General features: G+C 72.5%; 25 protein-coding genes. 4 read left to right on the top strand and 21 right to left on the bottom strand.

Annotated elements, in window-relative coordinates; translation table 11 throughout:
- Positions 1-129: 129 nt before the first annotated feature.
- Positions 130-1,323, top strand: coding sequence for a THUMP-like domain-containing protein (locus tag ACZ4VK_RS16070; protein ID WP_468352602.1), 1,194 nt, complete (start codon positions 130-132; stop codon positions 1,321-1,323).
- Between the two features lie 38 nt (positions 1,324-1,361).
- On the opposite strand, the gene ACZ4VK_RS16065 is transcribed toward ACZ4VK_RS16070, so the two are convergent.
- From ACZ4VK_RS16065 to tsaB, 8 genes are all read right to left on the bottom strand, one after another.
- Positions 1,362-1,985 (bottom strand): hypothetical protein, encoded by a 624-nt coding sequence (locus tag ACZ4VK_RS16065; protein WP_468352600.1) that lies wholly within the window; start codon positions 1,983-1,985, stop codon positions 1,362-1,364.
- Positions 1,986-2,041: 56 nt separating this feature from the next.
- On the bottom strand, positions 2,042-3,364 hold the full coding sequence (locus ACZ4VK_RS16060; protein ID WP_468352598.1) for an RNA polymerase sigma factor: 1,323 nt from the start codon (positions 3,362-3,364) through the stop codon (positions 2,042-2,044).
- Positions 3,365-3,395: 31 nt separating this feature from the next.
- Positions 3,396-3,761 carry a YciI family protein gene (locus ACZ4VK_RS16055; protein WP_073810095.1) on the bottom strand — a complete coding sequence of 122 codons (366 nt, stop codon included), beginning with the start codon at positions 3,759-3,761 and terminating at the stop codon, positions 3,396-3,398.
- A 112-nt stretch (positions 3,762-3,873) separates the two neighbouring features.
- Positions 3,874-4,788, bottom strand: a complete 915-nt coding sequence (locus tag ACZ4VK_RS16050; RefSeq protein WP_468352596.1) for a polysaccharide deacetylase family protein — start codon at positions 4,786-4,788, stop codon at positions 3,874-3,876.
- Positions 4,789-4,834: 46 nt separating this feature from the next.
- A complete protein-coding gene (locus ACZ4VK_RS16045; protein WP_468352594.1) occupies positions 4,835-5,092 on the bottom strand; it encodes a hypothetical protein in 258 nt (85 codons plus the stop codon).
- The gene (tsaD, locus tag ACZ4VK_RS16040) at positions 5,089-6,201 is read right to left on the bottom strand and encodes a tRNA (adenosine(37)-N6)-threonylcarbamoyltransferase complex transferase subunit TsaD (RefSeq protein WP_468352592.1); all 1,113 of its coding nucleotides are present in this window, start codon (positions 6,199-6,201) and stop codon (positions 5,089-5,091) included. The genes ACZ4VK_RS16045 and tsaD overlap by 4 nt, the downstream gene beginning before the upstream one ends.
- Before the next feature lie 31 nt (positions 6,202-6,232).
- Positions 6,233-6,694 carry a ribosomal protein S18-alanine N-acetyltransferase gene (gene rimI / locus ACZ4VK_RS16035; protein ID WP_468353291.1) on the bottom strand — a complete coding sequence of 154 codons (462 nt, stop codon included), beginning with the start codon at positions 6,692-6,694 and terminating at the stop codon, positions 6,233-6,235.
- A 23-nt stretch (positions 6,695-6,717) separates the two neighbouring features.
- Positions 6,718-7,374 carry a tRNA (adenosine(37)-N6)-threonylcarbamoyltransferase complex dimerization subunit type 1 TsaB gene (gene tsaB / locus ACZ4VK_RS16030; protein ID WP_468352590.1) on the bottom strand — a complete coding sequence of 219 codons (657 nt, stop codon included), beginning with the start codon at positions 7,372-7,374 and terminating at the stop codon, positions 6,718-6,720.
- Positions 7,375-7,470: 96 nt separating this feature from the next.
- Between tsaB and ACZ4VK_RS16025 the strand changes: the two genes are divergently transcribed.
- Positions 7,471-8,037 carry a hypothetical protein gene (locus ACZ4VK_RS16025; protein WP_468352588.1) on the top strand — a complete coding sequence of 189 codons (567 nt, stop codon included), beginning with the start codon at positions 7,471-7,473 and terminating at the stop codon, positions 8,035-8,037.
- A 19-nt stretch (positions 8,038-8,056) separates the two neighbouring features.
- Here the strand turns inward: ACZ4VK_RS16025 and ACZ4VK_RS16020 are convergent, their stop codons facing one another.
- The 9 genes from ACZ4VK_RS16020 to ACZ4VK_RS15980 form a co-directional block, all read right to left on the bottom strand.
- Positions 8,057-8,236, bottom strand: coding sequence for a hypothetical protein (locus ACZ4VK_RS16020; RefSeq protein ID WP_468352586.1), 180 nt, complete (start codon positions 8,234-8,236; stop codon positions 8,057-8,059).
- A 123-nt stretch (positions 8,237-8,359) separates the two neighbouring features.
- On the bottom strand, positions 8,360-8,860 hold the full coding sequence (gene tsaE, locus ACZ4VK_RS16015) for a tRNA (adenosine(37)-N6)-threonylcarbamoyltransferase complex ATPase subunit type 1 TsaE (RefSeq protein ID WP_468352584.1): 501 nt from the start codon (positions 8,858-8,860) through the stop codon (positions 8,360-8,362).
- Between the two features lie 71 nt (positions 8,861-8,931).
- A complete protein-coding gene (locus ACZ4VK_RS16010; protein WP_468352582.1) occupies positions 8,932-10,143 on the bottom strand; it encodes an alpha/beta fold hydrolase in 1,212 nt (403 codons plus the stop codon).
- A gap of 11 nt (positions 10,144-10,154) precedes the next feature.
- Positions 10,155-11,303: an alanine racemase gene (gene alr / locus ACZ4VK_RS16005; RefSeq protein WP_468352580.1), complete on the bottom strand. Its 1,149-nt coding sequence runs from the start codon at positions 11,301-11,303 to the stop codon at positions 10,155-10,157.
- 20 nt (positions 11,304-11,323) lie between these two features.
- A complete protein-coding gene (locus ACZ4VK_RS16000) occupies positions 11,324-12,250 on the bottom strand; it encodes a L,D-transpeptidase family protein (RefSeq protein ID WP_468352578.1) in 927 nt (308 codons plus the stop codon).
- A 363-nt stretch (positions 12,251-12,613) separates the two neighbouring features.
- The gene (locus ACZ4VK_RS15995; RefSeq protein ID WP_468352576.1) at positions 12,614-14,053 is read right to left on the bottom strand and encodes an NAD(P)H-hydrate dehydratase; all 1,440 of its coding nucleotides are present in this window, start codon (positions 14,051-14,053) and stop codon (positions 12,614-12,616) included.
- A gap of 162 nt (positions 14,054-14,215) precedes the next feature.
- Entirely contained in the window at positions 14,216-14,584 is a 369-nt protein-coding gene (locus ACZ4VK_RS15990; protein WP_468352574.1) for a holo-ACP synthase, read from the bottom strand.
- Between the two features lie 7 nt (positions 14,585-14,591).
- Positions 14,592-16,439, bottom strand: a complete 1,848-nt coding sequence (gene glmS, locus ACZ4VK_RS15985) for a glutamine--fructose-6-phosphate transaminase (isomerizing) (protein WP_468352572.1) — start codon at positions 16,437-16,439, stop codon at positions 14,592-14,594.
- A gap of 177 nt (positions 16,440-16,616) precedes the next feature.
- On the bottom strand, positions 16,617-17,375 hold the full coding sequence (locus ACZ4VK_RS15980) for a hypothetical protein (RefSeq protein ID WP_468352570.1): 759 nt from the start codon (positions 17,373-17,375) through the stop codon (positions 16,617-16,619).
- A 174-nt stretch (positions 17,376-17,549) separates the two neighbouring features.
- Between ACZ4VK_RS15980 and coaA the strand changes: the two genes are divergently transcribed.
- Together coaA and ACZ4VK_RS15970 are read left to right on the top strand one after the other, a co-directional pair.
- Positions 17,550-18,578, top strand: a complete 1,029-nt coding sequence (gene coaA / locus ACZ4VK_RS15975; protein ID WP_468352568.1) for a type I pantothenate kinase — start codon at positions 17,550-17,552, stop codon at positions 18,576-18,578.
- Positions 18,579-18,580: 2 nt separating this feature from the next.
- A complete protein-coding gene (locus ACZ4VK_RS15970) occupies positions 18,581-19,528 on the top strand; it encodes a DUF389 domain-containing protein (RefSeq protein WP_468352566.1) in 948 nt (315 codons plus the stop codon).
- Between the two features lie 84 nt (positions 19,529-19,612).
- Here ACZ4VK_RS15970 and glmM read toward each other — a convergent pair whose 3' ends face one another.
- The 4 genes from glmM to ACZ4VK_RS15950 form a co-directional block, all read right to left on the bottom strand.
- Positions 19,613-20,971, bottom strand: a complete 1,359-nt coding sequence (glmM, locus tag ACZ4VK_RS15965) for a phosphoglucosamine mutase (protein WP_468352564.1) — start codon at positions 20,969-20,971, stop codon at positions 19,613-19,615.
- Positions 20,972-21,129: 158 nt separating this feature from the next.
- Positions 21,130-21,642, bottom strand: a complete 513-nt coding sequence (rpsI, locus tag ACZ4VK_RS15960) for a 30S ribosomal protein S9 (protein ID WP_148005775.1) — start codon at positions 21,640-21,642, stop codon at positions 21,130-21,132.
- Positions 21,643-21,686: 44 nt separating this feature from the next.
- Positions 21,687-22,130 (bottom strand): 50S ribosomal protein L13, encoded by a 444-nt coding sequence (gene rplM / locus ACZ4VK_RS15955; protein ID WP_148005774.1) that lies wholly within the window; start codon positions 22,128-22,130, stop codon positions 21,687-21,689.
- A 395-nt stretch (positions 22,131-22,525) separates the two neighbouring features.
- Positions 22,526-24,157 carry an ABC-F family ATP-binding cassette domain-containing protein gene (locus ACZ4VK_RS15950; RefSeq protein WP_468352561.1) on the bottom strand — a complete coding sequence of 544 codons (1,632 nt, stop codon included), beginning with the start codon at positions 24,155-24,157 and terminating at the stop codon, positions 22,526-22,528.
- Positions 24,158-24,160: the final 3 nt, after the last annotated feature.

Here is a 24,160-nt window from a genome sequence, read left to right as displayed (position 1 = left end):
CATTTTGTCCTTTTGTCGTAAGAGTCGTATGGCGCCGCATCCTGTCAGCGCGGCGCCCCGTTCCCGGCCGCGACACCGCCGTACCGCACCCACGTCCCCCGGCCGGCCCACAGCGTCACAGGGCCCACAATGGGACGGGTGACCGACCTCGCCTCCTTCGCCCCGCTCCTCGGACCCGAGGGGCAGACCCTCCTCACCGCCCTGCGCGACTACGACCCCGCGCGGGAGCTGGCGGTGGCCTCACGGCTCCGCCGCGACCACCCCGCGGAACTGGTCACGGCGGCCATCGGGCAGGCACGGCTGCGGCAGCGGGCGGTGGCGAAGTTCGGCGCGGAGGACGCGTACCGGATGTACTTCACGCCGAACGGCGTCGAGCAGTCGACCCGCGCCTCGGTCGGCGCCCACCGGGCGGCCCGGATGAAGGCGCTCGGCGTCCGCAGCGTCGCCGACCTCTGCTCCGGCATCGGCGGCGACGCGATCGCCCTGGCCCGCGCCGGGATCTCCGTCCTCGCCGTCGACCGCGACCCGCTCACCGCGGAGGCGGCCCGCGCCAACGCCGAGGCGCTCGGCCTCACGGAGCTGATCGAGGTGCGGTGCGCGGACGTCACCGACATCGACACCACCCCGTACGACGCCGTCTTCGTCGACCCGGCGCGGCGCGGCGGCCGGGGCAGGATCTTCGACCCGGAGGCGTACTCCCCGCCGCTGTCATGGGCCGTCGAGGCGGCCCGCACCGCCCCGCACGCGGCCCTGAAGGTGGCCCCCGGCATCCCGCACGAGGCGGTGCCCGAGGAGGCCGAGGCCGAGTGGATCTCGGACGGCGGGGACGTCAAGGAGGCGGTCCTCTGGTTCGGTACGGAGCCGGGCCTCCGCCGGGCCACGCTGCTGCCCTCCGGCGCGGGCCTCGCCGGCCGGGGCCTGCCCGACCCGGCGGTCCGGCCGGTCGGCCGCTATCTCTACGAGCCGGACGGCGCGGTCATCCGGGCGCATCTGGTCGCCGAGGTGGCGGAGGACGTGGCCGGCGGCCTGATCGACGCGACGATCGCGTACGTCACGGCGGACGCCCTCGTCCCCACGCCGTACGCCTCCGCCTATGAGATCACCGACGAACTCCCCTTCAACCTGAAGAAGTTGAAGGCCCTGCTGCGGGAGCGCGAGGTCGGCAACCTGACGGTGAAGAAGCGCGGCTCGGCGGTGGAACCCGAGGAGATCCGCCGCAAGGTGAAGCCGAAGGGCCCGAACGCGGCGACGGTCCTGCTCACCCGGGTGGCGGGCGCCCCGACGATGCTGATCGGCCGTCCGGCGAGCACCGGCGGTCGGTGACCCCTCGGCACTGACGGGCGAGGCCGTCGACCCGGCCGTCACCGGCGGCCGCCCGTCAGGCGTACCGCGAGGCGGTAGTGGCCGAAGGCCTTCGCCAGGCCCGTCAGGCCGGTGATCCAGAGGATCAGGGCGACGCCCATGCCGTAGGCGACCAGGCCGTAGCCGTCGTGCGTGCTGGTGCCCGCCGGGATCGCGAAGCCCATCCAGAGACCAAGACCGCACATCGCGAAGGACAGCAGCATCCAGCCGGCGCTGAGGACGGGGGCGCGCAGCCGGGCGTCCGTCGGTCCGTGCCGGTCCAGGGCGGCCCAGAGGACGAGGCGCTCGCGGACGATCCGGTCGCGCCGCAGACTGCGGACGGTCAGCCACACGGCCGGGACGAGGACGCCGATGCCGATGATCGCGGTGAAGACCCCGATGAGCAGGGTGATCGGATCGGGCACGGGCCTGCCGAGCGAGGTGAGCAGGACCCCGATCAGCCCCCAGCCGAGTTGGAGCAGCAAGAACCAGAGCAGGAAGAGCGCGAGCCGCCCGCCGCCGAGCAGCCGCCTGCTGAGCTCGTCGAGCGCGAGCGCCCGGTCCGCGAGCCGTGCGTCCCGGTCGGGCCAGCTCCGGAGTTCGGCGGGTGGGGGTGGCGGAGGCAGCGGAATGCGCGGGGACATGCCAAGACCCTAAGGGTGCGCCTCAGGGCCCCGACGGAACGCCCCCCGTACCGGAGTTACGGCGACGAGTACGGACCCGACCCCCCGACCCCGACCCCCGGAAGCCCACCGGCGGCGACGCCCGACTCCCGCGCCCTCCCCCGCAGCAGCGCCCGCTCGCTCTCGTTGCGGGTGAGCTCGGCCGCCCGCTCGAACTCCGTACGGGCCTCCGCCGGCCGGCCGAGCCGGGCCAGCAGGTCGCCCCGCACGCTCGGCAGCAGGTGGTAGCGCGCCAGGGACGGTTCGGCGGCGAGGGCGTCGACGAGCGGGAGGGCCGCCGCCGGGCCCTCGGCCATCGACACGGCGACCGCGCGGTTCAGTTCGACGACCGGGGAGGGGGCGAGGAGGCCCAGCTGTCCGTACAGGGCGGCGATGGTCGCCCAGTCGGTCTCCTCGTACGAGGCGGCCCGCGCGTGGCAGGCGGCGATGGCGGCCTGCAGGGCGTACGGCCCGTACGAGCGCCCGTCCCCGGCCCGGGCGAGGGCGGCGAACCCGCGCCGGATGAGCAGCCGGTTCCACCGCCGCCTGTCCTGCGCGGCGAGCAGCACCGGCTGTCCGCCGGGCCCGGTCCTGGCCGCCGTCCGGGAGGCCTGGAGCTCCAACAGGGCGGCCAGGCCCTGCGCTTCGCCCTCCTGCGGTACGAGGGCGGCGAGGCCCCGGGCGAGGCGCAGCGCGTCCTCGCAGAGGCCGGGGCGCAGCAGGTCGTCGCCGGCGGTCGCCGCGTACCCCTCGTTGAAGATCAGGTAGATCACTTCGAGGACGGAGCCGAGCCGGGCCGCCCGGTCCTCGCCGTACGGCACCTCGAAGGGGACGCCCGCCTTCGCGAGCGTCCGTTTGGCGCGGGTGATCCGCGCCGCGACCGTCGCCTCCGGTACGAGGAAGGCGCGGGCGATCTCGTCCGTGCGGAGCCCGCCGACGAGCCGCAGGGTCAGCGCGGCCCGGGCGTCGGCGGAGAGCACCGGATGGCAGGCGGTGAAGATCAGCCGCAGTACGTCGTCGTCGATGTCACCGGGCCCGGGGGGCTCGGGGTCGTACGACTCCTCCGTGAGCGTCCTGCCCACCTCGGCGAGCTTTCTGGCGTACGTCTCGCGGCGCCGCACGAGGTCGACGGCGCGGTGCTTGGCCGTGGCCGTCAGCCAGGCTCCCGGCCGCTCCGGGACCCCGTCCCCCGGCCACTGCTCCAGGGCGGCGACGAGGGCGTCCTGGGCGATCTCCTCGGCGATGCCGATGTCCCCGACGATCCGCGCCACCGTGGCGATGATCCGCGCCGACTCCATGCGGAAGACCGTGTCGAGGGTGCTCTCCACCGGGTCAGGGCCGTGTGCCGTCACATCTCCCATGACAGCACACGGCTCGGACAGTGCGGGCGGGTCAGCCCTCCGGCATCTCCTCGACCTCGCGGACCTCGAGGCCGACCTTCCACTGCGGCGGGTGGACGGCCAGGAAGCGCTTCCCCCATTCGACGGCCTCGGCCATGTCCTTGCACTGGAGCATGGCGTAGCCGCCGACGACCTCCTTGGTCTCGGTGAACGGCCCGTCGGTGTACGAGAGCTTCCCGTCCGACCAGGTGATCCGGGTGGCCTCGGCGGTCGGCCTGAGCCCGGCCGTGTCCACCATGGCGCCGGCCTTGGTGATCTCCTCGAAGAGCGCGCCCATGCGCTCCTCGAAGCCGGGGTCGGCGCTCTCCATGTCGATGGTGTTCTCCTCGATCCGGACGAGGGACAGGAAGCGGGGCATGACGACTCCTCGGTGGTGCGGCGGCGGGGCCGTTCCCCGCCTTCCACACATACGTCGAACGGGCCGCGACCGCATCGACACCACGCCCGGAAAGTTTTCGGACGTGTCCGACCTAGACGTAGTCCTCCAGGCGGGCGACGGTGAAGCCCTGCTCCTGGATGCGGCGCAGCATGGTGGCGGTCATCTCCGTCATCGTCCGGCCCTTGAGCTCGGAGGGGCCGCGGAAGTGGGCCAGGATGATGTCGCCGGGGTGCAGCTTCCGGTCGCCGCGCTGGTACTGCATGTTCTTGATCTGCATGGACTCCCGCCACAGCACGATCGCGTCGACGCCGCACTCCCCGGCCGCCGCGCGGGTGGCCTCATTCCAGTTGCCGTAGGGCGGGCGGAAGAGCCGCGGGGCCTGGCCGTAACGATTCTTCAGCTTGGTCTGCTGGCCGCAGATCTCACGGCGCTGGGCCTCCTGGGAGAGGGTGCGCAGGTTGGGGTGGGTGAGGGTGTGGTTGGCGAGCCCGTGGCCCTGGGCGACGAGCGGCGCGAAGTAGGCGTAGTCGGCGCGGATGGCCGCGTCGGTGAGGAACATCGTGACCGGGACCTTGAGGTCCTTCATCATCATCACGAACTCCGGGTCCTTCTCCGCCCCGTCGTCGATCGTGATGAAGACGATCTTCTCGGTGGTGGGGATGTCGCTGATGACGGGGACCGGGCCGCCGGACGGCCGGACGACCGGCTTGACGGCGGGCGGGGCCGGCGGCGGCGCGAAGGGCTTGAGCCCCCACTTGCGGTACGCGGCGGCAGCGGCGGCACCGGGTGCGGCGGGCGCCTCGGGCACCTTGTCCCCGGCCCGGTCACCACCGCCGTCACCGTCCCCGGCCCGGTCACCACCGCCGTCACCGTCCCCGGCCCGGTCACCACCAACGTTCCCCACACCGCCACCGCCACGGCCCCCGGCGGGGTTCTCCGCCGCGCAGCCGGTCACCAGGAGCACGGCGGCGGTGAGGGCCGCCCACAGCGCGATCGTCTTCTTCACGCGTTGTGGGATGCCCGCCGGGATCGAAAGGTTGCCCGACCCTCGCCTATTCCACCGATTCGAAGCGCCAGCGGTGGACCGGACGGGCGATCAGCTCCGCGTCCGGCTCCGGCAGCTCGGGCAGCTCCGCGTCGAACGACTCCGTCTCCCACCAGGTGAGGACGAGGACCCGGTCCTGGGGGGCGCGGAGGATCTCCCGGCGCAGCGGCTCGTACGGGAGGACCTGGGCCCTGGCCCACTCCAGGAGCTCGGCGCCCCGGCCCTGGGCGGCCCGCGCCTCCCACATGAGCGTCACCGTGGTCACGGGTACAGGTTCTCCTTGCTGACCTCGTGCACATGATCGTGGTCGTGGTCGTGCGTGTGCCCGTGGTTCCCCGGCACATGCGGGTCCGTCACCGGAAGCGAGGAGTCCGCTGAGAGTTCCAGGTCGGAGGCCGACCGGTTGCGGGCGACCATCTCGGAGCCGAGGGCGGCGACCATGGCGCCGTTGTCGGTGCAGAGGCCCGGCCGTGGCACCCGCAGCCGGATGCCGGCCCGCTCGCAGCGTTCCTCGGCGAGGGCCCGCAGCCGGGAGTTGGCGGCGACGCCACCGCCGATCATCAGGTGGTCGACGCCCTCGTCCTTGCAGGCCCGGACGGCCTTGCGGGTGAGCACGTCGACGACCGCCTCCTGGAAGGACGCGGCGACGTCCCGTACCGGCACGTCCTCGCCGGCCGCCCGCTTGGCCTCGATCCAGCGGGCCACGGCGGTCTTGAGGCCGGAGAAGGAGAAGTCGTACGCGGGGTCCCGGGAGCCGCTCAGGCCGCGCGGGAACGCGATGGCGGCCGGGTCGCCCTCCCTGGCGAGCCGGTCGATGACCGGTCCGCCGGGGAAGCCGAGGTCGAGGACGCGGGCGATCTTGTCGAAGGCCTCGCCGGCCGCGTCGTCGATGGTGGCGCCGAGGGGCCGCACGTCGGAGGTGATGTCGGCGGAGAGCAGCAGCGAGGAGTGGCCGCCGGAGACGAGCAGGGCCATCGTCGGCTCGGGCAGCTTGCCGTGCTCCAGCTGGTCGACGCAGATGTGCGAGGCGAGGTGGTTGACGCCGTAGAGCGGCTTGCCGAGGGCGTACGCGTAGGCCTTGGCGGCCGAGACGCCGACGAGCAGGGCGCCCGCGAGACCGGGTCCCGCGGTGACGGCGATGCCGTCGAGGTCCCTCGCGGAGATCCCGGCCGTCTTGAGGGCGCGCTCGATCGTCGGGACCATCGCCTCCAGGTGGGCGCGGGAGGCGATCTCGGGGACGACGCCGCCGAAGCGGGCGTGGGTGTCGACGCTGGAGGCGACGGCGTCGGCGAGGAGCGTGGTCCCGCGGACGATGCCGACGCCGGTCTCGTCACAGGAGGTCTCGATGCCGAGTACGAGCGGTTCGTCAGCCATCAGTCATTCCAGCCATGGGTCGGTGCGGACATCAGATCTCGGTCTCGGTTCCTTGGACGGTCAGTCGCATCACGAGCGCGTCGATGTTTCCGGGCTGGTAGTAGCCGCGCCGGAAGCCGATGGGCTCGAAGCCGAAGCGCTCGTAGAGCTTCTGGGCCCGGGTGTTGTCCACGCGCACTTCGAGGAGCACCTCGTCGCACTCGAAGGCGGTGGCGTGCTGCAGCAGGTCGGTGAGGAGCCGGGCGCCGAGGCCGGTGCCCCACTGGTCGCGGGCGACGGCGATCGTCTGGACGTCGCCGAGACCGCCGGCGGCGGCGAGCCCGGCGTATCCGACGAGCCGTCCCTCGCCGTCCTCCGCGACGATGTAGCGGCGGGTGGCCCGCGGTCCGCGCGCGTGCGCGAGCTCCGACCAGAACATCCCCGCCGACCAGGCGTCCTCGGGGAACAGCTCGTCCTCGAGGGCGAGGACCGGTGCGATGTCCCACCAGCGCATCTCGCGCAGTTCGACGGCGCCGGTCACTGGGGTGTGACCACCTTGTAGTTCTTCGGCACCTGCGCGTCGGGGCGGCGCAGGTACATCGGCAGCGGGTCGAGGAACCCGTCCCCGTCGGCCGCCAGCCTCTCCGCGGCGAGCGCGGCGAGCGCCGCCGCCGACTGGTGCTCGGGGTCGCGGGCGTCGGGGAAGGCCTCGGGGTAGAGGCGGGCGCCCGCGCCGACGACCGGGAGGCCGGCGAGCGACTCCGCGATCTCGGCGGGCCGGTCGACGGCCGGGTCGGTCGCGCGGGTGCGGGAGTCGTCGTAGCGCGCCCAGTAGACCTCCTTGCGCCGCGCGTCCGTGGCGACGGCGAAGGGCTCGCCGATCCCGGAGGCGTACGCGAGCCCGTCGAGGGTGCACAGTCCGTGGACCGGCACTCCGAGGGCGGAGGAGAAGGCCGCGGCGGTGACGAGGCCGACGCGCAGGCCCGTGTAGGGGCCGGGGCCGACACCGACGACGAGGCCGGTGACCGCGTCGAGCGTCAGGCCTGCCTGCTTGAGGACCCGGTCGACGGCGGGCAGCAGCAGCTCCCCGTGGCGGCGGGCGTCGACCTGGCTCGACGAGGCGACGACGGCCTCGCCGTCGTGCAGGGCGACGGTGACGGCGGGGGTGGCGGTATCCATGGCGAGCAACAGCACGCGAACAGCCTACGGCTCCCGGGCACGGTGCCCGGCCCCTCGCTCCCCCGGCTGCTACCGTCACCCTTCGATACGTTCGTACGAGAGGTGGGCACGGTGGCACGGAGCAGCTCGGGATTCGTGGCCGGGCTCACGGCGGCGGCGGTCGCCGCGGTCGCCTTCCTCGCGTACCAGGCCTCGGCCAACGTCCCCGCCGATCTGACGCAGAAGCCGCGGACGCCGAGCACCGCCGTCCCCTCGATCTCGCCGAGCGGCGGCCCGAAGGAGCCTGCCGCGAACCCCCTCGCCGTCCCGGCGAACTCGGGCAGCGGCGAGCGGGTGGTGTACGCGCTCGCCGACCGCCGGGTGTGGCTGGTCGACGGGAAGGGCAGGGCGACCCGTACGTTCACGGTGATGCCGAGCACGGTGCACCCGGCGCCCGGGGCGTACAGCGTGACCTCCCGTTCGGGCTCGGTCCGCGGTTCGGACGGCGTGCAGATCGAGCACGTGGTGCGGTTCGCGACGGCCCAGGACGTGGCGATCGGCTTCAGCGCGGCGGTCGACGGCTCGACGCCGAGCCCGGACCCGTCGAAGAAGACGGGCGGCATCCGCATGAAGCGGGCCGACGGTGACGCGCTGTGGATGTTCGCGGTGATCGGCGCGAAGGTCGTCGTCGTCGCCTGAGCGCGCGCGTCCTACCGGCTCACGCGGCCTCGTCCCGTACGTCCCGCAGCCCGCCGAGGGGCTCGTCCAACCCGTCCTCGGCCCGCTCCGGCTCGATCCGGGGTGGAGTCGAGAGCTCGCGGGCGGCCACGCAGGACGCCAGCAGGTCACTCATCGAGACGTGGTCCCGGGTGTGTTCCGCGCGCTTCGGCGTCGCCATGCATGCCTCCCGTAGGTTAGGTAGACCTAACCAGTTCGTGCAACCATGTCACCACGGCACGTACGAACGACGCAACACCTTCCCGACACGTTGTCGGAATCTACGTACCCGCGATCCGGCCGTTCAGAGCACGCCCAGGTCCTCGCCGGCCCAGCGCGGGCCGATCCCGCGCAGCACGACCGTGCGCCGGTCGTCGTCGGTGTCCCCGGTCACCCGGTGGATCAGCAGGTGCAGCCGGTCGTCGGCCAGCTCCTCGACCTTGCCGTCACCCCATTCGACGACGACGACCGACTCGGGCAGCGAGACGTCGAGGTCGAGGTCCTCCATCTCGTCGAGACCGCCGCCGAGGCGGTACGCGTCCACGTGCACCAGGGCGGGACCGCCGGTCAGCGACGGGTGGACGCGGGCGATGACGAAGGTCGGGGAGGTGACGGCACCCCGCACCCCGAGCCCCTCGCCGAGGCCCCGGGTCAGGGTGGTCTTCCCGGCGCCGAGCTCGCCGGTGAGCATGACGAGGTCGCCGGGGCGGAGGATCTTCGCGAGGCGGCGGCCGAGCTCCTGCATCTGCTGGGGGGAGTCGACGGAGAGGGTGGCGCCGGAGACGGGCGGGTGCGCTGCTTCCATACCCGCCAACCTATCCGTTGCGGGTGTCGGGTTCCGCCGTGACCGTCGTCGCCTCCGTAGCCTCCGCCGCCTCAGCCGTCTCCGCCACGATCTCCGGGCGCCGCCTCCGCCGCGATCTCCGCCGCCGCCTCCGTCTCCGGACCGGCGCCCGCGCGTACCAGCAGGTCGACGAGGCGGTCGGTGACCGCCTCCGGGTGCTCCAGCATCACCAGATGGCCGCCGTCGGGGACGATGACGAGTTCCGCCTCCGGGAGCAGGTCGGCGATGGCCTCGGTGTGCGAGCTCGGCGTCACCAGGTCGTTGTCCCCGGCGAGCGCGAGCACCGGCACCCCGGCGAGAACGGGCAGGGCGGCGGCCTTGTCGTGCTCGGCGAAGGCCGGGTAGAACGCGGCGACGACGTCGATGGGGGTCGACTCGATCATCCGCTCCGCGAAGCGGGCCACCGCCGGGTCCACGTCCCTCGACGCGAACGAGTACTTCTTGATCAGCCCGGCGAACAGGTCCGCGGTCGCCCTGCGGCCCCGCTCGACGAGCTCCGCCTGGGAGCCGAGCGCCCGCAGCACCCCCGGCAGGACCCGGCGGACGGCGTTGACGCCGGCGATCGGCAGCCCGTACGACACCTCCGCGAGCTTCCCGGCCGAGGTGCCGACGAAGGCGGCGCCGACGACCCGGTCGCGGACGAACTCCGGGTAGCGGTCGGCGAGCGCCATGATCGTCATCCCGCCCATCGAGTGCCCGACGAGGACGAGCGGGCCCTCGGGCGCGGCGACGTCGAGGACGGCCTTGAGATCACGACCGAGCTGGTCGATGGTGACGGGCACGCCGTCGGCACCGGCCTGCGAGACACCGGCGCCCGAACGGCCGTGACTGCGCTGGTCCCAGTGGACGGTGCGGACGAGACCGCGCAGCGCGGCGCGCTGGAAGTGCCAGGAGTCCTGGTTGAGGCAGTAGCCGTGGCTGAAGACGACGGTGACGGGCGCGGGCTCCTTGCGCCCGAAGAGCCGCCGTCGGCGGGCGGGCGGGGCGGGCGCCTCGACCTCGTCCACCTCGTAGTAGAGGACGGTCGAGTCGTCGGCGAGGGCCCGGCCGGGGGTCCCGCGCAGTCCGCCGTACGGACCGGTGGAGTCGAGGGCGAGCCGCGCCTTCTGGCGCACGGAACGGCCGACGGTGAGCCGCTCGACGGCGACCCCGGCGGCCGCGCCAGCGGCGAGGACGCCTATCGCGGCACCGGCGAACCCGGCGCGCCGCCAGCTGGTGGTACCGGTACCGGCTGCGTCGCCCACGTCGTCTCCCCCTACTCGCCCAGGTACACGCGCGGGACGCGCGCGCCGATCCGGGTGACGATCTCGTACGCGATGGTGTCGGCGGCCACCGCCCAGTCCTCGGCCGTCGGCTCGCCCCGGTCGCCGGAACCGAAGAGCACGGCCTCGGTACCGGGCGGGGGCTCGTCCCCGCCGAGGTCGACGACGAACTGGTCCATGGCGACCCGCCCGGCGACCGTACGGACCGTGCCGTCGACGAGGACGGGTCCGCGGCCGGAGGCGTGCCGGGGAACGCCGTCGGCGTACCCGAGGGGCACGAGCCCGAGAGTGGTCTCGGTCTCGGTGACGTAGTGATGGCCGTAGCTCACGCCGTGCCCGCCGGGCACCCGCTTGACGAGGGCGATGCTCCCCTTCAGCGACATGACGGGCCGCAGTCCGAGCTCGGCGGAGGTGCCGAGCTCGGGGCTGGGCGAGACGCCGTACAGCGCGATGCCGGGCCGGACGAGGTCGAAGTGGGCCTCGGGGAGGGTGAGGGTGGCGGGCGAGTTGGCGATGTGCCGGACCTCGGGCCGGACGCCGGCCTTCTCCGCGTGGTCGAGCATCGAGCGGAAGACGTCGAGCTGGGCGGCGATGGAGGGGTGGTCGGGTTCGTCGGCGCACGCGAGGTGCGACCAGAGCCCGGTGACCTTGACGAGGCCGTCGGCCTCCGCCTTCAGGGCCGCTTCCACGAGCTCGGGCCAGTCGGCGGGCTGGCAGCCGTTGCGCCCGAGCCCGGTGTCGGCCTTGAGCTGGATACGGGCGGTCCCCCCGGTCGTCCTCGCCGCGTGGAGAACCTCCTCCAGGGCCCACATCCCGCTCACGGACATGTCGAGACCGGCCTCGATGCCCTGGTCCCAGGGGTCGCCGGGCGTCCAGAGCCAGCACATGACCGGCACGTCGACGATGCCGGCGGCCCGCAGCGCGAGCGCCTCGTGCGGCGTGGCCGTCCCGAGCCAGTCGGCTCCCGCGTCCAGGGCGGCGCGGGCACAGCGGACGGCGCCGTGGCCGTACGCGTCGGCCTTGACCACGGCCATGATCCGGACGTGGGGGGCGACGCGGGCGCGCAGCGTGCGGACGTTGGCACGCAGCGCACCGAGGTCGATCTCGGCGCGGGCTCTGCGGGGCGGCGGTGTCTCAGTCATCGCGCCCAGTCTCTCAGGTGTCAGCTCCCGGGCCGCTTTCCCCAGATGTAGACCCGGTCACCCTTGCGCAGCACGTCCCAGAGTTTCTGGGCATGGCCGTAGCTGAGATTGACGCAGCCACGGCTGCCGGTGGGCGTGGCGAGCTGCCCGTAGACGGCGTGGAAGGCCTGACCGCCGTCGAAGAACTGGGCGTACGGCATGGGGGTGTCGTAGATGGAGGACCAGTGGTCCTTGTTCCGCCAGTAGACGGAGTGCCAGCCGGTGCGGGTCGCGTAGCCGGGCCGCCCGCTCCGGATGTTGACGACCGCGAACGTGACCTTCTTGTCCTTCCGGACCCACATGAGCTGCCGGTCGAGATCGACGCAGGCCACGGTGTACTTCTTCACGGGACAGCGCCCACCCGGATCGAGGTTCTTCCGGGCGGCGAGCAGCTCGGCCCTGGCCCAGGTGACGGGCCCGGCGTACCCGTTGGCGGGTTTGATCTTCTCCTTGACCTGGAAGGCACGGATGGCCCGGCAGTCGGCGGCGGACTGCCTCCCGTCGACGGGAAGTTTCAACAGCCGCTCGACCAGCCGCTGATGGGTTCCGGTGGTGGCGGTACAGGCGGCCCCGACGGCACTGCGCGGCATGTACTCGACCAACTCGTCCACCTCCCCCTCCGGCTCGGGCACGGGAACGCCCCCGTCGACCCGCAGGGGCGGCAGCACCTGATCGGGCGTATCCATCGGATACTCGGCCGCCCCGCCTCCGGCGACACCGGGCACGAGGACGTCGTCGGAGCCGAGGGGGCCGGCGGGGCCACCGGGCTCGGGCTCGACGGTGCCGGGGACGGCCCCGGCACCGGCCTCCGGCTCAACGGTGCCGGGAACGGCCCCGGCACCGGGCGCGGGCTCATCGGCGAAGGCGCCGGGCCCGACCGCGAGCGCGGCGGCAAGAACGAACGACAACGACGCGAGACGACTTCTCCACCTGATCACCCCACCACCCAATCCCGGCCCACGCCGCGGAGCGCGCCGGAAAGGGCAGCCGGGGCAACGGGTTCGCCCGAGTGGGGGCGGGACGGGAGGGGGCGAAGCCCGGGGGCAGAGCTCCCCCGGCGCCGCGAAGCGGCCGCCGTCGAGGGTCCGGGGCCGAAGCCCGGGGGCCGAGCCCCCGGCGCCGCGAAGCGGCCGCCGTCAGGGGTCCGGGGGCGAAGCCCCCAGGACAACCCCCACCCGCCCCCGGCAGGGTTTCGGGAAGGGGTGGGGTGGGGGGCCCGCCCGGAGGGCACCCCGCGCCCGCAACGGACCCGCACCCGCGCCCCCGGAGCCTCACCCCTCCGCCGTCACGTCCCGCCACGCCGCCCCCAGCGACGCCGCCACCTCCCCCGCCGTCACCGGCCCCCAGCCCTGGGACGCCCGGCGGGCCGCCAGGCCGTGGAGGTACGCGGCGCACGAGGCCGCGTCCAGGGGGCTCAGGCCCGCCGCCAGGAGGGAGCCGGCCAGGCCGGAGAGGACGTCGCCGCTGCCGGCCGTGGCCAGCCAGCCGGTCCCGGTGGGGTTCACCCGTACGGGGCCGCCGCCCGGCCCGTACACCAGCGTCGTCGAGCCCTTGAGCAGCACCGTCGCCCCGAACCGCCCCACCAGTTCCCGTACCGCCGCGAGCCGCCCCGCCTCCACCTCCTCGCGGGCCACGCCGAGCAGCGCCGCCGCCTCGCCCGCGTGCGGGGTGAGGAGGGTCGGCGCGCTGCGTGCCCGTACCAGCAAGGGGTCCAGGCCGCGGAGTCCGTCCGCGTCCATGAGGACCGGCACGTCCGAGGCGAGGACCTCCTCGACACCGGGTTCGTCGCCGAGCCCGGGCCCGACGACCCAGGCCTGGACGCGCCCCGCCGCGGAGGGCGGCCCCGCGTGGACGAGGGTCTCGGGGTGCCGGGCGATCACCGCGTCGGCGGCGGGTCCGACGTACCGCACGGCCCCCGCCCCGCCCCGGAGCGCCCCTTCGACGGTGAGGACGGCCGCGCCCGGATAGCGGGCGGATCCGGCGACGACGCCGAGGACTCCGCGCCGGTACTTGTCGCTCTCGGCGCCCGGTACGGGCAGCAGCCGCGCCACGTCCTGGTGCTGGAGCGCCTCCAGGTCGGGCACGCCCGGCAGCTCCTCGCCGAGTCCGATGTCGACGAGCCGCAGCGCGCCCGCGTACTCCCGCGCGGGGTCGACGAGGAGCCCCGGCTTGTACGTCCCGAAGGTCACCGTCACATCCGCCCGCAGCGCCTCCCCCGTCACCTCCCCCGTGTCCGCGTCGACGCCGCTGGGCAGGTCGACGGCGACGACGACGGCGTCGGAGCCGCGCGCGGCCCGGGCGACGGGCACCGCGTCGGGCCGGAGTCCGCCGTGCCCGCCGATGCCGGTGATGCCGTCGAGGACGAGGTCGGCGGTGGCGAGGGGTGCGAACGGGTCGTCGGCGACCCGGCCTCCCGCCGCCCGGAGGGCCGCGAGCCCCCCCTCGTGGGCGCGGTCGCCGAGCAGGACGGCGGTGACGGCGGCGCCGCGCCGGGCGAGCCGGACGCCGGCGTAGAGGGCGTCGCCGCCGTTGTCGCCGCTGCCGACGAGGAGGACGACCCTTGCCCCGTACACCCGTCCCTTCCCGAGGAGAGAGAAGCAGGCGGCGGCGAGGCCCGCCGCGGCTCGTGCCATGAGGGCGCCGGGGGGCAGCCGGTCCATGAGGGCGGCCTCGGCGGCCCGTACGGTCTCCACGCGGTGAGCGGTACGCATGGTCAGCAGTCTGCCGCAGTCCTCAAGCCCCTGCCCGAAGCGGTGGGTTGACGGAGACGCGCCCGGCACTCACACCCGCTCCGGCCCCCGCGGTCGCGCGCCACACAGCGGGGGCCCGGCCGTCAGGAAACGGCCGGGCCCCCGCTCCGTACAGGAAGGGCCTCACCCCTCCGCGATCACCACCGCCGAAGCCACCCCCGCGTCATGGCTGAGCGAGACGTGCCAGTGCTTCACGCCCAGCTCCGCCGCCCGCGCCGCCACCGTCCCGCGCACCCGCAGCCGGGGCTGCCCGGTGCCCTCGACGTACACCTCCGCGTCCGTCCAGTGCAGCCCGCCCGGCGCGCCGAGCGCCTTCGCGAGGGCCTCCTTCGCGGCGAACCGCACCGCGAGGGAGGCCGGTCCGCGCCGGTCGCCGCTGGGGAGCAGCAGCTCGCTCTCGACGAAGAGGCGCTGGAGCAGCCCCGGTGTCCGCTCGATCGACGCGGCGAAACGGTCGATCTCCGCCACGTCGATCCCCACCCCAATGATCATTTCCCACTCACTCCACGGTCACGGATTTGGCCAGGTTGCGCGGCTGGTCCACCTCGTTGCCCCGCGCGGTGGCGAGCTCGCAGGCGAAGACCTGGAGCGGCACCGTGGAGACCAGCGGCTGGAGCAGCGTAGGCGTGGCCGGGATCCGGACGAGGTGGTCGGCGTACGGGACGACGGCCTCGTCGCCCTCCTCGGCGATCACGATGGTGCGTGCCCCGCGCGCCCGGATCTCCTGGATGTTGGAGACGATCTTGTCGTGGAGGACGGACCGGCCCTTCGGCGAGGGCACCACGACGACGACCGGCACATCCTCCTCGATGAGCGCGATCGGCCCGTGCTTGAGTTCGCCCGCCGCGAAGCCCTCGGCGTGCATGTAGGCGAGTTCCTTGAGCTTGAGGGCGCCTTCGAGGGCGACGGGGTAGCCCACGTGCCGGCCGAGGAAGAGGACGGTGTTCTTGTGGGCGAGGGAGCGGGCGAGGGCCCGTACCGGCTCCATGGTCTCCAGGACCCGCTCGACCTCGTCGCCGATCCGGGCGAGTTCGCGGACGACGGCGTGGATCTCGTCGCCCCATTTGGTGCCGCGGACCTGCCCCAGGTAGAGGGCGAGCAGGTAGCAGGCGACGAGCTGGGTGAGGAAGGCCTTGGTGGAGGCGACGGCGACCTCGGGCCCGGCGTGCGTGTACAGCACGGCGTCCGACTCGCGGGGGATCGTGGAGCCGTTGGTGTTGCAGACGGCGAGGACCTTCGCGCCCTGCTCACGGGCGTGCCGGAGCGCCATGAGGGTGTCCATCGTCTCGCCGGACTGGGAGATCGCGATGACGAGGGTCCGCTGGTCGAGGATCGGGTCCCGGTAGCGGAACTCGCTGGCGAGCTCGACCTCGCAGGGGATCCGGGTCCAGTGCTCGAGGGCGTACTTGGCGATGAGACCGGCGTGGAAGGCGGTGCCGCAGGCGATGATGACGACCTTGTCGGCCTCGCGGAGGACGTGGGCCGGGATGCGCAGCTCGTCGAGGGTGAGCCGGCCCGCGCCGTCGATCCGGCCGAGGAGGGTGTCGGCGACGGCCTTGGGCTGCTCGGCGATCTCCTTGAGCATGAAGTAGTCGTAGCCGCCCTTCTCGGCGGCGGAGGCGTCCCAGTCCACGTGGTAGGCCCGTACGTCGGCGGGGGCCCCGTCGAAGTCGGTGACGGTGACGCCGTCCCTGGTCAGCTCGACGACCTGGTCCTGGCCGAGTTCGATGGCCGAGCGGGTGTGGGCGATGAAGGCGGAGACGTCGGAGGCGAGGAAGTTCTCGCCCTCGCCGACGCCGACGACGAGCGGCGAGTTCCGGCGGGCGCCGACGACGACGTCCGGCTGGTCGGCGTGCACGGCGACCAGGGTGAACGCCCCGTCGAGCCGACGGCACACGAGCCGCATGGCCTCCGCGAGGTCGCAGGCGGAGGAGAACTCCTCGGCGAGGAGGTGGGCGACGACCTCGGTGTCCGTCTCGGAGACGAGGTCGTGGCCGCGTTCGGTGAGCTCCTCGCGCAGGGCGGCGAAGTTCTCGATGATGCCGTTGTGGACGACGGCGACGCGCCCCGCGTTGTCGAGGTGGGGGTGCGCGTTGGCGTCGGTCGGCCCGCCGTGGGTGGCCCAGCGGGTGTGTCCGATGCCCACGGACCCGCCGGCGAGGGGCCGGTCCACGAGCTCCTTCTCCAGGTTGACGAGCTTGCCCGCCTTCTTGGCCGCGGCGAGCCCTCCGTCGGAGAGCACCGCGACACCGGCCGAGTCGTAGCCCCGGTATTCGAGCCTCTTGAGACCCGCGACCACCACATCAAGCGCCGACTGCCCGCCGACGTATCCCACGATTCCACACATGTGGGAAGCCTAGGGCGGAAGAAGCTCCGGAGACCGGAGTCGACGGGGTTCAGAGGGTACGAGTCGGCCGAGCCGGGACCCGTGGGCCCAGCGAGTACGAGTCGGCCGAGCCGGAACGCGACGGCCCAACACGTACGCGCCGACCGAGCGGGACCCGAGAGCCCCGCCCGCCCCTCGTCAGCCCAGCTTCTTGTCCTGCGCGCCGATGACGGCCGTCGGCAGCGCCTTGACCGGGCCGCCGAAGCTGAGGGTGGAGAACGAGGCCAGCGTGCCGCCCTCGCGGAAGGCGACCAGCTTGGTGACGAACGGCTTCCCGTCGACGTCGGTGGTCACGGTCCAGGCGAGCGCCTCGTCGCCGGCGGACACCGTCTCGGGCGCCACCTTCAGGATCTTCGTCTTCTCGCCGCCGGCGATCAGCGTGAAGCCGCCCGCGCACTCCGTACCGGCCTTCTTCAGCGAGGCGAAGGCCTCCTGGGCGCCCTGCCCGTCGTACGAGCCGAGGGTCACGCCCGTCACCGGTGCGCTGAGCGCCTTCAGCACGTCCTCGGGCGACCCCGTCGCGCCGTCGGTCTTCGGCATCTCGACGGTCTTGCGCGTCGCGGAGGCGCCCGGGTCTCCGGTCGCGATGTACGACATGGCGTCCGCGAGGGGCTTGCAGGACGGCTTGTCGGCGGCGACCGCGGAGGACGGGACGATGTCCGCGGCCGTGGCCTTCTTCACCTGGTGGCCGGGCAGGTCGGCCTGCTCGACGATCAGCTTCTCGAGCTCGGCGGCGGACAGCGCCTTGGCCGGGGGCGCGCTGGTCGTGGCGGAGGCGCTGGGCGCGGCGCCCTTGCCCTGGTCGTCGCTCTTCTTCCCGCCGCCGCAGGCGGTGACGAGCAGGGCGAGGGAGACGGCGGTGACGGCGACGGAGGCGGTCCTGAGGGGCGTACGCATGGGTGGTGGCTCTCTGTTCTCTCTTCGTGCCGCCGACGGCGGCTCCCCCCGCGTGAAGTACAGGAGCCCACGCGGCATCAGCATGATCACCCTAGAGGACGGCTCGGACAACGGCTTTTGTCGCGTGACCCACCCCACGACCCACGGAGCCGCCCGACCCCCGACAATGGCGGGGTGATCACTTCGCCGCCACGAAGCCCCGACGGGAACGGCCCTGCCAAGGGCGACGGTCCCCGTAACGGCTCCGGGCCCCGCCGCCCCTCAGAGGCGACCCCGTACGTCGACCTCACCCGGGCCGAGTGGAGCGACCTGCGCGAGAAGACGCCGCTGCCGCTCACCGCCGACGAGGTCGAGCGGCTCCGCGGGCTCGGGGACGTCATCGACCTCGACGAGGTGCGGGACATCTACCTCCCCCTCTCCCGGCTGCTCAACCTGTACGTGCAGGCCACCAGCGGTCTGCGCGGCGCCCTCAACACCTTCCTCGGCGAGAGTGCGGAGCAGCGCGGCACCCCCTTCGTGATAGGGGTCGCCGGTTCGGTCGCCGTCGGCAAGTCGACCGTCTCCCGTCTCCTCCAGGCGCTCCTCGCCCGCTGGCCGGAGCACCCGCGCGTGGAGCTGGTGACCACGGACGCCTTCCTCTATCCGATGGAGGAGCTGAAGGCGCGCGGGCTCATGTCCCGTAAGGGTTTCCCGGAGTCGTACGACCGCCGGGCCCTGACCCGGTTCGTCGCGGACATCAAGGCGGGCAAGGAGGAGGTCACGGCCCCGGTCTACTCGCACCTGATCTACGACCGCGTGCCCGGCGAACGGCTGGTCGTCCGCCGCCCGGACATCCTCATCGTGGAGGGCCTGAACGTCCTCCAGCCGGCCCTGCCCGGCAAGGACGGCCGGACCAGGGTCGGTCTGGCCGACTACTTCGACTTCTCGGTGTACGTGGACGCGCGCCCCGAGGACATCGAGCGCTGGTACCTCAACCGCTTCCGCAAGCTGCGCGACACCGCGTTCCAGAACCCCTCCTCGTACTTCCAGCGCTACACGCAGGTCTCCGAGGAGGAGGCCCTCGACTACGCCCGCACGATGTGGCGGACCATCAACAAGGTGAACCTCCTGGAGAACGTGGCCCCGACACGCGGCCGCGCGACCCTGGTCGTCCGCAAGGGCCCCGACCACAAGGTGCAGAGGCTGAGCCTCCGTAAGCTCTGAGGATGCTGCACCTCCGGATGATCGTCCCGCCCGAACGCACCCCGACCACGGTCGAACTCATCGAGTCGACGGTCGGCACCACGCACCTGGTGGTGCTTCAGGGCGCGGCCCGGGACCCCGAGGGAGACGTCGTGATGTGCGACGTGGCCCGGGAGGCCGGCGACGAACTCCTCAGAAGACTGTGCGAACTGGGGATCGATCAGGACGGGTCGATCGCCGTCGACGACATCGGCCTCTCCCTCTCCAAGCGGGCGGAGGCGGCCGAGGACGAGGCTCCCGGCGAGCCCGCGGACGCGGTGATCTGGGAGCAGCTGACGGGGGCGACGCACGAGGAGTCGTCGCTGTCGATCACGTACAGCGCGTTCATGATCCTGGCGACGATGATCGCGGCCTGCGGTGTCGTCCTGGACAACGCGATCCTGATCGTGGGCGCGATGGCGGTCGGCCCCGAGTTCGGTCCGGTCGCCGGGGCCTGTACGGCGGTGGTGCAGCGGGCCCCGAGGCTGGCGGCGCGGTCGCTGATCGCGCTGCTCGTCGGCTTCGCCGCGGCGATCGCGGCGACGACGGTGTTCAGTCTGGGGATGGACGCGCTGGACCTGTTCAGCAGGGAGCGGCTGGACGCGGACCGCCCCAACACCTCGTTCATCTGGCAGCCGGACCCGTTCTCGTTCGTCGTGGCGCTGCTCGCGGGCGCGGCCGGCATGCTCTCGCTGACCTCCGCCAAGTCGGGTGCGCTCGTGGGCGTGGCGATCTCGGTGACGACGGTCCCGGCGGGGGCGAACGCGGCGGTGGCGCTCAGCTATGGCGAGCTGGGCCAGATGTGGGGCTCGATCGAACAGCTGCTGCTCAACCTCTTCGGGATCATGCTGGCCGGGGTGCTGACGCTGTACAGCCAGAAACTGCTGTGGCGCACCCAGCGCGGCCAATGGCTCCGCACGAAGAAACCCTGAGAGCCGCACGACGCGGCCCCGCACGGCGAAGGGCCCCCACCGATCCGGTGAGGGCCCTTCTTGCATGACGATGCCTCAGAAAGCCTAGCCCAGCGCGGACTTCACGACGTCCGCCAGCCGCTGCGCCACCGCGCGCGCCTGCTCGATGTCCGCGGCCTCGACCATCACGCGGACCAGCGGCTCGGTGCCGGAGGAGCGGAGCAGCACACGGCCGGTGGAGCCGAGCTCGCGCTCCGCCTCGACGACGGCGGCGGCCAAGTCGGCGGAGGTGGTGACGCGCGACTTGTCGACGTCCTTCACGTTGATGAGGATCTGCGGGAGCCGCTCCATCACCCCGGCCAGGTCAGCGAGCGACTTGCCGGTCGCGGCGAGCCGGGCGGCCAGCATGAGGCCGGTGAGGGTGCCGTCGCCTGTGGTGGCGTGGTCGAGGACGATGACGTGCCCGGACTGCTCGCCGCCGAGCGCGTAGCCGTGCTCCTTCATGGCCTCCAGGACGTAGCGGTCGCCGACCGCCGTCTGGACGAGGCTCAGGCCCTCGCGCTCCATGGCGAGCTTGAAGCCCAGGTTGGACATGACGGTCGCGACGACGGTGTCCCCGCGCAGCGTCCCGGCCTCGCGCATGGCGAGGGCGAGCACGGCGAGGATCTGGTCGCCGTCGACCTCGTTGCCCGCGGCGTCCACGGCGAGGCAGCGGTCGGCGTCGCCGTCGTGCGCGATGCCCAGGTCGGCGCCGTGCTGGACGACGGCGGCCCGGAGCAGCTCCAGGTGGGTGGAGCCGCAGCCGTCGTTGATGTTGAGGCCGTCGGGCTCGGCACCGATGGTGATGACCTCGGCGCCGGCCCGGGAGAAGGCCTCGGGCGAGACGCGGGCGGCGGCGCCGTGGGCCTCGTCGAGGACGACCTTCAGGCCGTCGAGACGGTTGGGGAGGACGGCGATGAGGTGGGCGACGTACGTGTCGAAGCCCTCCTCGTAGTCACGGACGCGGCCGACGCCGGCACCGGTCGGGCGCTCCCAGGGGGCGCCGGTGCGGTGCTCCTCGTAGACGGCCTCGATCTTGTCCTCGAGCTCGTCGGCGAGCTTGTGGCCGCCGCGCGCGAAGAACTTGATGCCGTTGTCGGGCATGGCGTTGTGGCTCGCGGAGAGCATGACGCCGAGGTCGGCGCCGAGGACGCCGGTGAGGTGGGCCACGGCCGGGGTGGGCAGGACGCCGACGCGCAGCACGTCGACCCCGGCGCTGGCGAGCCCCGCCACGACGGCCGCCTCCAGGAACTCTCCGGACGCCCGGGGGTCACGTCCGACCACGGCGACCGGCCGATGGCCCTCGAAGGTGCCCGCCTCGGCGAGCACGTGCGCCGCCGCGACCGACAGGCCGAGCGCCAGCTCCGCCGTCAGGTCCGCGTTGGCCACACCGCGTACGCCGTCCGTGCCGAAGAGTCGTCCCACAGCTGTCCTCCGAAATACGTGCCCAAGCCGATGAAAGAACTGATCAAAGATCAAAGATGAAAGGCGAAAGTGCCAGGTCGAAAAGGTTATGAAAAAACGTACGCCCCGACGGCACGGGCAGTGCCGCCGGGGCGTACGAAAGCAGACCGAGCAGGCGATTAACGCTTGCTGTACTGCGGAGCCTTACGGGCCTTCTTGAGACCGGCCTTCTTCCGCTCGACCGCGCGGTCGTCACGGGAGAGGAAGCCGGCCTTCTTCAGCGCCGGGCGGTTGTTCTCGACGTCCGCCTCGTTCAGCGCACGGGCCACACCGAGGCGCAGGGCGCCGGCCTGGCCGGAGACACCGCCACCCGCGATGCGGGCGATGACGTCGTAGCGGTTGTCGAGCTCGAGCACCTTGAAGGGCTCGTTGACTTCCTGCTGGTGCACCTTGTTGGGGAAGTAGTCCTCAAGGGTGCGACCGTTGATCTTCCACTTGCCGGTGCCCGGAACGATCCGGACGCGGGCGATGGCGTTCTTGCGACGGCCCAGGCCGGCGGCCGGCTGCGGGTCGCCGAAGCGGCCCGCGAGCGACTCGGAGGTGTACTCACCCTCGACGAGCTCGGTCTCGGTGGTGTATTCCTCAACGCCCTCGAACTCGTCGACGGGGGTCTCGGGGGTGGTCTCGGCCACGATTCTCCTCAGATTTCTTTCGTTCTTAGGGGGTGTGGCCGGAACTACTGCGCGACCTGGGTGATCTCGAACGGGACCGGCTGCTGAGCAGCGTGCGGGTGGTTCTCGCCCGCGTAGACCTTCAGCTTCGAGAGCATCTGACGGCCCAGGGTGTTCTTGGGGATCATGCCCTTGATGGCCTTCTCGACGGCCTTCTCGGGGTTCTTGGCGAGCAGCTCGTCGTAACGGACGGAGCGCAGACCACCCGGGAAGCCGGAGTGGCGGTAAGCCAGCTTCTGGGTCTTCTTGTTGCCGGACAGGTGGACCTTGTCAGCATTGATGATGATGACGAAGTCGCCCATGTCCATGTGGGGCGCGTACACGGGCTTGTGCTTGCCTCGCAGGAGGTTCGCAGCCGTGGTCGCGAGACGACCCAGGACAATGTCCTGCGCGTCGATGATGTGCCACTGGCGAGTGACATCGCCGGGCTTGGGGCTGTACGTACGCACTTCGTAGCCTTCGCTTCTTCAGTGGATGGAGTCCAGACACACCTGAAGCGATCATGCAGCTGGGGCCTGCACTGCCGGGATCACTGCCCGTATGCGAGCCACTGGTAACTGCTCCAGGGAACCTGCGTAAGGGCCCTTCGCGTGATAACGACGAAGCCAATACGCATAACAAACCGCAACAGTACCCGCGCCACCCCCACGGGTCAAAACGCCGCGAGACACCAGGGCCCGGCCCCCAAGGTCACCGCGCCCGCTCGACCCGCCGCTCGACCTATCCCCCACGCCGCGCTCGCACGGTTCGGCCCCGAGGGGCCTCCCCGGCTTCGCCCGGCTGCGCCGGACTCCGTCCGCCGGACGTGGCCGGCCCGGGGTCGAAACCTGCCGACCGCCCAAGGTCACCGCGCCCGCTCGACCCGGCGCTCGTCCCACACGGGCTCCGTCGTCTCCCGTACGACCCCGTCCGACCCGAACACCAGGAACCGGTCGAAGCTCTTCGCGAACCACCGGTCGTGCGTGACGGCCATCACCGTCCCGTCGTACGCCTCAAGGCCGTCCTGGAGGGCCTCCGCCGACTCCAGGTCCAGGTTGTCCGTGGGCTCGTCAAGGAGCAGCGCCGTCGTGCCGGCCAGTTCAAGGAGCAGGATCTGGAACCGCGCCTGCTGTCCGCCCGACAGCTTGTCGAACGGCTGGTCCCCCTGCCGCTCCAGCTCGTACCGCCGCAGCACCGACATCGCCCCGCCCCGGTCCTTGGCGTGCTCCGTCCACAGGATGTCGACGAGCGGCCGCCCGGTCAGCTCCGGATGGGCGTGGGTCTGCGCGAAGTGCCCGGGCACGACCCGCGCGCCCAGCTTCCACGTCCCCGTGTGGGCGACCGACGTGTCGCCCGCGAGGAGCCGCAGGAAGTGTGACTTGCCCGACCCGTTCGAGCCAAGGACGGCGACCCGCTCCCCGTAGAAGATCTCCAGCGAGAACGGCTTCATCAGACCGGTCAGCTCAAGGTTCTCGCAGGTCACGGCCCGCACGCCGGTCCGCCCGCCGCGCAGCCGCATCCGGATGTCCTGCTCGCGCGGCGGCTCCGGCGGCGGCCCCGCCTCCTCGAACTTCCGCAGCCTGGTCTGCGCCGCCGCGTACCGGGAGGCCATGTCGTGGCTGACGGACGCCGCCTGCCGCAGGTTGACGACGAGCTTCTTCAGCTGGGCGTGCTTCTCCTCCCAGCGCCGCTTCAGCTCCTCGAAGCGGGCGAACCGCTCCCGCCGCGCCTCGTGGAAGGTGTCGAAGCCGCCACCGTGCACCCACACGTCCGAGCCGGCCGGACCGGGCTCGACCGCGACGATCTTCTGCGCGCCCCGGGACAGCAGCTCACGGTCGTGCGAGATGAAGAGCACGGTCTTACGGGTCTCCCGCAGCCGCTCCTCCAGCCACCGCTTGCCGGGGACGTCGAGATAGTTGTCCGGCTCGTCGAGGAGCAGCACCTCGTCGGGGCCGCGCAGCAGCGACTCCAGGACCAGCCGCTTCTGCTCACCGCCGGAGAGCGTCCTGACCTGCCGGAACTGCGCCTTCTCGTACGGGACGCCGAGCGCGGCCATCGTGCAGATGTCCCAGACGGTCTCGGCCTCGTACCCCTGCACCTCGGCCCAGTCGCTGAGCGCCTGCGCGTAGGCCATCTGCGCGGCCTCGTCGTCGACGGTCATGATCAGGTGCTCGGCCGCGTCGACGGCCTTCGCGGCCTCCCGGATCCGGGGCTGGGCCACCGAGACGAGCAGGTCACGGACGGTGGACTCGTCGCGTACGGAGCCGACGAACTGCGGCATCACGCCGAGTCCGCCGCTGACGGTGACGGAGCCGCCGTGCGGCTGGAGCTCTCCGGCGATCAGCCGGAGCAGTGTGGTCTTGCCGGCGCCGTTGGCCCCGACGAGGGCGACGACGGCACCCTCCCCCACCCGGAAGGAGGCGTCCCCGAGCAGGACCCTCCCGTCGGGAAGGTAGTACTCAAGATGCGCGGCCTCGACATGTCCCATGAGGTGCATTGT

The sequence above is a fragment of the Streptomyces sp. NPDC028711 genome (assembly GCF_055565415.1).
This window is presented reverse-complemented; position numbering and strand designations above follow the sequence as displayed.